General features: G+C 38.1%; 7 protein-coding genes and 1 pseudogene. 5 read left to right on the top strand and 3 right to left on the bottom strand.

Annotated elements, in window-relative coordinates; translation table 11 throughout:
* Positions 1-69: 69 nt before the first annotated feature.
* Both ACIR131C_RS0117735 and ACIR131C_RS0117730 read right to left on the bottom strand, forming a co-directional pair.
* Entirely contained in the window at positions 70-1,758 is a 1,689-nt protein-coding gene (locus tag ACIR131C_RS0117735) for an NAD-binding protein (protein ID WP_028091277.1), read from the bottom strand.
* A 392-nt stretch (positions 1,759-2,150) separates the two neighbouring features.
* Positions 2,151-3,743 carry a peptide ligase PGM1-related protein gene (locus ACIR131C_RS0117730; protein WP_028091276.1) on the bottom strand — a complete coding sequence of 531 codons (1,593 nt, stop codon included), beginning with the start codon at positions 3,741-3,743 and terminating at the stop codon, positions 2,151-2,153.
* A 335-nt stretch (positions 3,744-4,078) separates the two neighbouring features.
* Here ACIR131C_RS0117730 and ACIR131C_RS0117725 point away from each other — a divergent pair, with 335 nt between their 5' ends.
* The 4 genes from ACIR131C_RS0117725 to ACIR131C_RS0117710 all read left to right on the top strand — a co-directional run bounded on the left by ACIR131C_RS0117725 (position 4,079) and on the right by ACIR131C_RS0117710 (position 8,974).
* A complete protein-coding gene (locus ACIR131C_RS0117725) occupies positions 4,079-4,336 on the top strand; it encodes a hypothetical protein (RefSeq protein ID WP_028091275.1) in 258 nt (85 codons plus the stop codon).
* Between the two features lie 503 nt (positions 4,337-4,839).
* On the top strand, positions 4,840-6,324 hold the full coding sequence (locus ACIR131C_RS0117720; RefSeq protein WP_028091274.1) for a site-2 protease family protein: 1,485 nt from the start codon (positions 4,840-4,842) through the stop codon (positions 6,322-6,324).
* A gap of 262 nt (positions 6,325-6,586) precedes the next feature.
* Positions 6,587-7,774 carry a class I SAM-dependent methyltransferase gene (locus ACIR131C_RS0117715; protein ID WP_028091273.1) on the top strand — a complete coding sequence of 396 codons (1,188 nt, stop codon included), beginning with the start codon at positions 6,587-6,589 and terminating at the stop codon, positions 7,772-7,774.
* Positions 7,775-8,095: 321 nt separating this feature from the next.
* Positions 8,096-8,974: an NAD(P)-dependent oxidoreductase gene (locus tag ACIR131C_RS0117710; protein ID WP_028091272.1), complete on the top strand. Its 879-nt coding sequence runs from the start codon at positions 8,096-8,098 to the stop codon at positions 8,972-8,974.
* Between the two features lie 162 nt (positions 8,975-9,136).
* Here ACIR131C_RS0117710 and ACIR131C_RS0117705 read toward each other — a convergent pair whose 3' ends face one another.
* Complete coding sequence (locus ACIR131C_RS0117705) at positions 9,137-9,655, bottom strand: single-stranded DNA-binding protein (RefSeq protein WP_028091271.1); 519 nt, start codon at positions 9,653-9,655, stop codon at positions 9,137-9,139.
* A 775-nt stretch (positions 9,656-10,430) separates the two neighbouring features.
* Between ACIR131C_RS0117705 and ACIR131C_RS27380 the strand changes: the two are divergent.
* Positions 10,431-10,525 (top strand): annotated as a pseudogene (locus tag ACIR131C_RS27380) (calcium-binding protein); the annotation flags it as partial.

The raw sequence follows: 10,525 nt of genomic DNA, 5'->3' as shown, positions 1-10,525 counted from the left end.
TGACTCGTGGCTAGGAATTTGCTATACTAGATTCCGATAAGGAAGAACTATCTCGCCATAAAAAATATCCTAAACCCCAATTCCCCGTCCCTCTTCTCGCCATAATTGATTTAACCTAGTAGCCGGCATAGTTAAATATAGAACATCACCAGGGGCCAAAATAGTTTCCAATAAATCCCAGCCTTGGACAGTTTCGTGATTGATTTCCACATATAAAGGCACAAAATCCGCAGACTTAGCTACATCCTTTACCCACTCATCACAAAAAGGGTGTATAGGTGTAATCACAGTCGCAAAAGCCACCCATAAACTATCGGCGATCATACCATTACCAATAATTCTACCACCAATAGCCGCAGCAGCAAAAGCAGGAGCGGCTAATTCAGCGGGACTGAGTACAGCTTCAAAGTCAAATACCTGTTGCGCTATACCCGCGAAATCAGGATCAGCATAGTTGACAATTACAGGAATATTTGGCGCTAAAGCCTTCGCTTTGAGAGCAATTTCTAAATTCGTGGCATCATCACTAGTAACGGCTAAGACTGAGTTAGCAGTATTTATGTTACTCCCTTGTAAAGTAGCACGAAAACTAGCATCAGCCAGGATCACAGGAATACTCATGTCTCTTGCAGTAGTTACAAATCTGTTATTAGCGTCTGTTTCAATTACTACTACTTCATGGCCACTCAGATGGAGTTGTTGAACAATTTTAATACCAATACCACTTAACCCACAAACAATATAATGATTACGTTCAGGAATTCTGGCCGCATCTAAAAATTGCTTTAAACGACTACCCAGAATAAAATCTGTTAGCATAGCATACCAAATCCCAATCACCGCCGCCCCAATGAGCATAATCACAACGGTAAATAATTTAATACTATCCGGTGCATTTTCTACTACTTTATCATTGCCACCTGCTCCCGTAATCATGCCTACAGCAAAATATAAGGCATCTATAAAGGAGATACTATGTTTAGTGGAAATATAAGTAAATGTAGATAGTAGAATAATTACTAATAGTGCAATGGCCATACCAGTAACAGATTGGGCGTGCTTTTGAAATTCCCTGATATTGGCAAATATTTTGACCAGTTTTCTGATTAGTGATTTACGCGGTTGACGAATGCGCGGTTGTGTGCCGATAATTAAGCGATCGCCTACTCTTAATTGTTGTTCTGATAAAACCGCAGAAACTAAATTCATTTTTCCCTGCACAGGTACATAATAAATTAGCATCCGCGTAGGATCTTCCCATAAATCACTCAGTTTTTTACTTTTCCAAGGATGATTTTCGTGAATATATTCCTCCTGAATTGGCCAAGTTTGCTGGAGTAATTTAATTTGTCCAATAGCTTTATTTCCCAAAGCTGCAAAGGTAAATACTGGTGCTGCTAAACCAACAACACTCATACTTAAATGGTTTGACAAGGTTTGATCTAAACGCTCACCTAAATTTGTATTATAAAAACGATTAATAATCCGAATTTGCGGGTTTAGAACTCGTGCTTGCATCATAATTGACAAATTTAGCGCATCCTCGGTAGTCGCAATGACTAGAGTATGTGCTTCTTTAATTCCCGCTGCTTGCAGGGTAGAAGCTGCTTGTAACTCACCAACAATCACATTAGCAGCAGTTTCTCCAGAAATCGGTTGGTGGTGAATACCCACAACGATAGCGCCCTGTTGTCTCAGTAATCGCAAAATTTTATATCCGGTACGTCCTAAGCCACAAACAATAATTCGAGGTTTCATACAACAGCAGCATAAAGCATAATATTTTATTTGTATAAAGAGCTATTACTTATTACGAAATAATTAGCAGGAAATAGGTAATAGGGAATAGGTAATAGGTAATAGGTGGTAATATTGAAAGTCTTGATCTGATTAATTCTGACTTTCTTTTATTAATCTCTATTGTTGCTCAATTTGCCTGATAATAACTGTAACTGAACACACGATATTGACTTGATGGGAAATTAAAAATTAAACTGCATAGAATATATTTCTGGAATAATTGACCGCAGATAAACCCAGATAAATACGGATAATGATTATTCCGTGCAGTCTAACATAAAATTGGTATCAGATACTTCTATTTGAAAATTTTCTCAAGTCATAATTTTAGATTTGAGTTAGTATTTCAGTTAGTAATTATATCCATCCCCGTTCATGGCAAAATTGTCATCAGCGAATATAGCATGATTATTATCATCGCTAGTTTCTTGATCAAGAACTTTGATAACTTTATTATAAATATCTTCCGCTTCTTGGGGAGAATCACCAATACTTGTTAATCCTAATTTACCAAATTGAGAAAGACAACCCATGAGGTGAAATACCGTACCCGTCTCTGTGCCACTATCAAAATGTAGTCTATAATGGGCGATAATATCCATTAAGTCATTCGGTAACAATCCTCGATAACTGTCTTTTTGTAAATTATCTGTAGCAATATAATATTTAGGTCTGCCCTGTTGACTATAAAATAAGCCATTGGTGAAATCATAACGACCATTAGTTAATAATTTTAAGGTCATAAATGGGTGAGTTGTTCCTCCTTTACGCAGGTTAATTTCAATGGCTTGAATATCCCATTCACCATTACCTTTGTCAACAGTAACAAAATCCACTGCAAATCTTTCTAAAGCCCCTTTTTCTGCCAATTTTTTACCAACTTTTAAACCTAATTCCTGTAATTGACAACGATAATTTTCATCCGCAGGAAAGCGACAACCTATATAAATTTGTCCGTCTGGTCCTCCTAATATTTGATCATGGGTAGACAGAATTTCCACCTCTCCAGTGGGTGTAATTCTACCTTGTACACTAGGAGAATCCTTAACTTCTCCTTCTATAAAAGCTTCCACTATTGCACCTAATTCGGGAATGCGTTGGGAAAAATTTGCCCAGGTTTCTTGTGAGGATTGAAAACGTAAATTTAAGAAGCGATCGCTAATTGCTGCTACTCTTTGATTATGATCAGCTTTCCCCGGTGCAAAATTCATTATTGGTCTTAAATCTAAAAGTGCATTTCCTTCTCCTGAAAACCCTTCATTTAACTTAATTACCATTCTTTGTAATGTTGGTTGACGTTCCCATAAATCAGCCCCAGCACTAGCTAGATCTTCGCAATTTTTCACTAATTCACTACCATCTGGAAGAGGTACACCACTTTCTTGAAAAATCTGTCTACTGCCGCTTTTAGTTCCCCAAATTTGTAAATCTGGTGCAGCAGCATATAAAGGTACACCCAATTTTAGAGATAATTCCGATTCCCAAAATGTGGAATTATAACATACCATAAAAGCTTTATCTAACCGCAAAGCTTTGTGAATTCTTTCCAATAACCGGGGACGTTCTAATATTTTTTGACTTAGAGGTTTTAAAGAAGCATCATAAGTCGAAAGTAGTAATAAACGATGACGAGCATGAGAAAAAGGAATACCAGGAAGTAATTGCAGATAATAATCAATAATACTGGGATGCAGTGGCATTGATGTCACATAAATTAACCTAGTCCGGGGATTTCTTAACCGCATTAATGAGAAAAGTAATCTTTCCTCATAGTGTTCACAGCCTTCTACCTTGAGTAATTCCCGTTGATCTATACTCAAAGAAGGAATAATTAAAATATCCGCTTCACTATTGTCGAATAACTCGCTAGTTTTCCAGCGATATTTTAATGTTAATTGTAAATTACGAAATCTATCAATATTATCAATATTTACTGTCACCATATCCCCGTCCCAATATTATCACCGATTTATATCTAATAATATACCCTAAGATAGAGCATCAATAGCGATCGTTAATGTATCTTTTTGTAACTTAATTAAAGATAAATCCCAAATAAAATAAATTACAAATACAAATAAATTAAGAGATAAAAATCTCCTCTTCCTCCACCTCTGTGTTCTCTGTGCCTGGAGTGGTTCGTTAAAAAAACTACAGGCCTCCACAGAAAAATTTGTAACTTAATTACTAAAAACTTCAAACCAGAGAGAGATAAATAAATATTTAATAACTAATACAATCCGAAAATAGGAATAGATAAATAATAAAAAATCCACTTATGGTATCTTCACAACCATTACATGATATAGAATTAGTAAATTGTGCCAGAGCAAATGCTAACCAGGGCATAGAAACCGCTGCTTACCAGTGTGGTTATGGAGATAATATTAATGCATTTGCTCAAGAATTATGCCAAGCGTGTGAAAAAATGAATTTACAAGTTAAAGAACTCAAAGAACTGATTACCGATCAGGATATAATCTTAAAACTGGGTTCTGGAGAAATTATTGCCCCTCAGACAGCATCAGAATTTTAGAGGATGTTTTAAAACTCTGCTCCTGTGCCAAATTTCGTAACATAAAAATTGTATTTTGTCAAGTCTTTAAACTCTAAATCGTAGTCAGGACTTTAGTCCTCTCCTCAGATTGTAGTCAGAACTTTAGTCCTCTCCCCCAGACGCTACATCAACAAAATAAGGGCTAAAGCCCTGACTACCAACAGAAAATTAATCATAAATTATAATTTTTTGTGACAATTAATTATATAATTATTTTGTGTGTCGTGTCACCACAACGCAGTTTGATCAGAAAAAAATAAACTTATTTAACTTATTTATTGATTTTATCCTCAAAAATGGTAAAATATGATAGAATATATACAAAACAAAAACAGACTTGTTCTAGTACACAAAGGCTGCCGTCAACCAAACATTAAAAATTTGACAAAAGCTTGTGTAATCTGCTTTATTTAAGTTTTAATTTTTAATTTTTAATTCCGCACTGCGGTACTAGCTTCGGTCTCAATAGCAAAGGTTTAGAGATGTTGACTTCATCGGAAACTCCTATAATTGCAGCCATTGTGCTGATAGCGTCCGGCATTTTAGGCTGGGGCTTTTATCGTGCCAGACCCTTTGGTAAACTAGGAATCTTGGCCTGGTTACAATCTCTCGTTTTAATGACTCCCTGGCTTTTGTTCTTTGGATTATTTGCCCTGGGGATTTATGTTAACATCGTCGGGATCTTGTTCTCGGTGATAGTTTCCGCTGGATTGTATATTTTCCTAGGCAGAAAGTTACGCCAAGCCGGTCAAGATGCTATTCTCAAGCAACGAGCCACAGAGCGCCTCGCTGCTCAAAGTTCATCAGCAGCCGATAAAAATAGCCCAGCCGTGGTAGAATTACAGTCAGAACCGACTCCCATACCGGAAGCTGATTTAAGCTTAATTCGCGGTATTTTCGGCATTGATACATTTTTCGCTACGGAAACTATTCCCTACCAAGAAGGAGTGGTTTTTAAAGGTAATTTGCGCGGAGAACCAGAGGCTGTTCACAACCGCTTAACAAAGAGTTTGCAAGAGCGGTTAAATGATAAATATCGGCTGTTTTTGGTAGAAAATACTGACGGTAAACCAGTAATGATTGTTCTCCCTAGCCGTACTGACCCCCAACGGACTCAATTAGGACAAAAAGTCTTTGCGGTGATTTTGTTGATAGCAACTATGGCTACAAGTCTAGAAGTGGGAGGTATATTACAGAATTTTGATTTACTCAGTAACCCCGAACGTTTTGCAGAAGCTTTACCTATTGCCTTGGGTTTATTTGTCATTTTCATATCTCATGAAGTCGGACATTGGTTGTTAGCACGTCGTCACCAAGTACGGTTAAGTTGGCCGTTCTTTTTACCAGCGGTGCAAGTTGGCTCTTTTGGGGCAATTACTAGGTTTGAGTCCCTTGTCCCTAACCGGAATGCTTTATTTGATATTGCTTTGGCAGGACCTGCTTTCGGTGGCATTACTTCCCTGTTATTACTGGTGGTAGGTTTGTTGCTTTCCCACCCCGGAAGTTTATTCCAATTACCAAATCAGTTTTTCCAAGGTTCTATTTTAGTCGGTAGTTTAGCGCGGGTTGTCCTGGGTTCGGCTTTACATTCCCCTGTGGTCAATATTCATCCTTTGGTGATTATTGGTTGGCTAGGATTAGTCATTACTGCGTTAAATCTCATGCCCGCTGGACAATTGGACGGGGGGAGGATTGTACAAGCCATTTATGGCCGTAAAACCGCAGGTAGAACCACTTTTGCGACCATAGTTTTACTCGCTATTGTATCCCTGGGTAATCCCTTGGCTATGTATTGGGCAATTCTGATTCTGTTTTTACAACGGGATTTAGAACGTCCTAGTCTCAATGAAATTACTGAACCAGATGATGCTAGAGCCGCTTTATGTCTTTTGGCTTTGTTTTTAATGATTACTACTCTTTTACCATTAACTCCCGCTTTGGCTGGACGTTTGGGTATTGGTACGTAGGTATATTGTTAAGAATTTCGGGGTTGAGTCATGGCGGTATGAATTATTTTTCGCACCAATATCTCCTTATTTCCCCCCCATACTCTGTGGTGTGGGAAGTAATTACATAAGGCTCTCCCAGCCATGAAATAACAGCCAGAGGCTCTTAAAAGCATTCCCAGTCAGGGACGAGATATGTCCGAGACTGGGAAAAAGATACAGAAAAATGTCTGAATATGTATATGTTAAAAGAATTATTAGTTAATCATCAACTGTAAATTTTATGGATTCCCATTTGCTACTATGTCAAGCTATAGCTAATCGTATTATTACTAATTCTCAGCAAAGAATTACCTTTGCTGAATACATGGATATGGTGTTATATCATCCAGAATATGGCTATTATGCCAGTGATGCTGTAAAAATTGGATTTCGAGATAGTGACTTTTTCACATCCGCCAGTTTAGGATCTGATTTTGGAGAATTACTAACCAGGCAATTTTATCAAATGTGGGAGATTTTAGATCAACCCATATCTTTTAATTTGGTAGAAATGGGAGCAGGACAAGGCATATTAGCCTCCCATATACTCAACTATGCAAAGCAAGAATACCCAGACTTTTTTGCAGCAGTCAAATATATTATTGTTGAAAAATCACAAAGTTTAAAACAGGAACAACAACAACGGTTACAAGATTTTTCTGTAGATTGGTGTAACTTGGAAGAAATCACCCCCAATTCCATTATTGGCTGTTTCTTCTCCAATGAATTAGTGGATGCTTTTCCAGTCCATCAATTTATTTTAGATGGGGGGGAATTACGGGAAATTTACGTTACTGTTGAGCAAAAACCGGAGGAAGAAAATTCTGCTTTACCTATATTTATTGAAATCATGGCAGAACCATCAACACCACAATTAGGAGAGTATTTTAAATTAGTGGGAATTGATTTAAGCCAAAATACTTATGAAAATGGCTATCGCAGTGAAATTAATTTAGCAGCTTTGAACTGGTTGGGTATAGTAGCAGACTGCTTGCAACGTGGCTATGTGTTAACAATTGATTATGGCTACCCCGCACATCGTTATTATCACCCTAGACGAAATCAGGGAACTCTCCAATGCTACTACCAACATCGTCACCATGATCATCCTTATATCAATATTGGCAGACAAGATATCACTGCCCATGTTGACTTTACAGCCTTGTCATTCTGGGGTGAAAGGTGTGGACTCAAAAAAGTTGGTTGGACGCAGCAAGGCTTATTTTTAATGGCATTGGGAATAGGTGAAAGATTAGCTGCTCTCTCCTCCCAAAAGCAACCAATATCACAGTTGCTACAACGACGGGAGGGATTACACCAACTAATTAACCCAGGGGGATTAGGTAATTTTGGTGTTTTAGTCCAAAGTCGAGGACTAACTGCACAAGAGGCATCACAACCGCTCCAGGGGTTAATTGTACCAGAGTAGAGATTCCAAAGTAGAGATTAAGGAGAAAGATTAAAAATCTCTTTAACAATTCTGTATCAGTCTTGTTTGCACTAGCATAACAGAGATGACATTCAAATCACAAATCTACCCTAGAGAAATAATTATGACTGCTCATGATCTGTTAGTGCTAGTAACTCTATTGTCCCCCGGCATCTTACTTTCCGTGATTATTATGGTGACTTTTGCCGCTGGAGGCTAGGCGATTTTGGATTTTAGATTTTAGATTTTGGATTTTATTTATCTAAAATCTAAAATTTAGATCACAACTGACAACTGACCACTGACTAAGGAACGTGAAACATGAAGGTGGCATTTCTGGGAACTGGATTGATGGGACTACCGATGGCTCAAAGGTTATTAGCAGCTAATATAGAGCTAATTGCCTATAATCGCACCCCAGAAAAATTAGAACCGCTACGGGCAGCAGGAGCGGAAATTGTGAAGAAACCACGGGAAGCCATCCGCGCTGCTGACTGTATAGTCCTAATGCTTTCTAACGCCGCAGCTATTTATCATGTCTTGCTAACAGATACCTCTTGGCATACTTTATCAGGACGTAGCATCATTCAAATGGGGACAATTACCCCCGTAGAAAGCCAAGAAATCAGAGATGCAGTAGTTGCGGCTGGAGGCGAATATATAGAAGCACCTGTCCTTGGTAGTATTCCCGAAGCTAAAACTGGCAAATTAATCGTCATGGTAGGTGGAGAGGAGGAACAGTATCAACGTCATTTCCCACTCCTCCAACATTTTGGAGACAATCCTGTATACATAGGACCTGTGGGTACTGCTTCTACCCTCACCCTAGCACTCAATCAACTCATTGCTTCACTGACAACTAGCTTTGCTCTCAGTCTGGCTTTTATCCAGTTGCAAGGTATTGATGTTGATTTATTTATGCAAATTCTGCGCGAAAGTAAACTTTATGCTCCCACCTTTGATCAAAATTTGCGCCGGATGTTAGATGGTAATTATAATAATGCTAACTTACCGACAAAACAACTGATCAAAGAAATAGATTTATTTATCTCTGAAGCTAAATCCTTGGGTTTGAATCTCAGCAGTATTGAGGGTGTAAGGCAAATCTTACACGCGACTATGAAAATGTCTTATCCAGAAGATGATTATTCATCCGTATTTCCAGCAATTCGGGAATGGGGTGAAGTCAGTGGGGGTTGAGGTAAGCTGTTACCCATCTAAATTTGATTATCTTCATCTGGTTAGATGTTGTGCTGCGGGCATTTTGCCCGCTAGAATCATACAAATTAAATACAGTGCAGGTTAATAGAGGAAGACCGACATTTTCGGGAATTAAATGTGCTTTTTCTATAACCCTTTCCACTAAAATGGGATATCATCTGGATCGGGTTCTGCTGTAACTCCTACAGGGGACGCAGACTGCACAGGTGCGGGTTGGTATGTCCGTTGAGGGGCTGTTACCTGGGGTTCATTTTTTTCAGCAGGGGCTGATGGGGTATAGTTTGATTCATAACTCGTCGGGCTGTAGGTTGGTTGCGCTACGGGAGTTACTGCTGCTGCTGGTGAACTGCTATAAGTACCTTGTCCGATGGCGTAAATCTTTTGCACTGTCAATTCTGCGCGTTTTTCCTTAAATCCTTCCGGGCGATCAATTGTATTCATGCCTAAGCGCCCTTCTATAATAACGCGATCGCCTTGATGATAACTTTGGTGAATCTCTTTTGCCAAGTTTCCCCAACCTACAACTTTTAAAGGATGAGTTGGATCATCCGGTTTTGTTCCTGGCACATGAACGATCATTTCTGTCACTTCCAACCCATCTGGTGTATGACGCAGTTGAGGATTATCATAAATTTCCGCCATCAAAATACAACTGTTCATGACCTGCTCCTGATTTTCAATATTTTTTCTCGCGGTGAATTTAACTTGACGAGAAAATTTCAGCATAATTAATTACAGCACTTTTCATGTATTTATACCACACTCTGAATTAATCTACTCCTTTGTGCCTTCGCTCCTTTGCGCCTTGGCGCGAAACTTTGATTAAAATGCGGTTGATTTACCTAAAAATGGCTGTAAAAAGATGATCATACTTACCGTTCCTGTGTCGGAGGCAATCATCATCTTTCTATATTACAAGAATTGCGCCTCAAAGCCCTTAATTAACGCCCATAGCACGATGTGGTGTCACTCCCAAATTCTTTCAGTAATTTATATATATTTATTCATACATTTACAACATCAAATTAATTCGTTTTAAATACGACTTTATTAATACGTATATTTGCCCTTGATTTTGCAGGATTTACCTATTGTTGGGCGAAAATAAAACCACCTTTGGGTATGATTCTGTAAGAATCGCATCATGTGTCACATAAATTTTTTTAAGTTCTATTTTCGTATCATGCAATGTTGAAGGTAAAAAATTATAAAACTTTCTTGATAAAAGCCGCTTTTTTTCAGTAATTTAACTAGTTGACAATCAATGAAAATGCCAAATATCATCACAAATAGAAATCTCCGGTAGAGATTGTAGACCCAAGAATCCTGACATGAGGAAAATCTCTACAAGGGTTATAAGTCACGCATATTTAATTAATTTAATTTTCGGAGATGTCTAATTGTCTAAAAAAAATTTAAAGGTTAATAGGATAATATGGCAATCATAAACGGCACAAATGGAAATGACAATTTAGTCGGAACATCTACGAATGACATTCTATTTGGTGGCTTAGGTGATGACATTCTTGA

The sequence above is a fragment of the Dolichospermum circinale AWQC131C genome, assembly GCF_000426905.1.
GTDB lineage: Bacteria > Cyanobacteriota > Cyanobacteriia > Cyanobacteriales > Nostocaceae > Dolichospermum > Dolichospermum circinale.
This window is presented reverse-complemented; position numbering and strand designations above follow the sequence as displayed.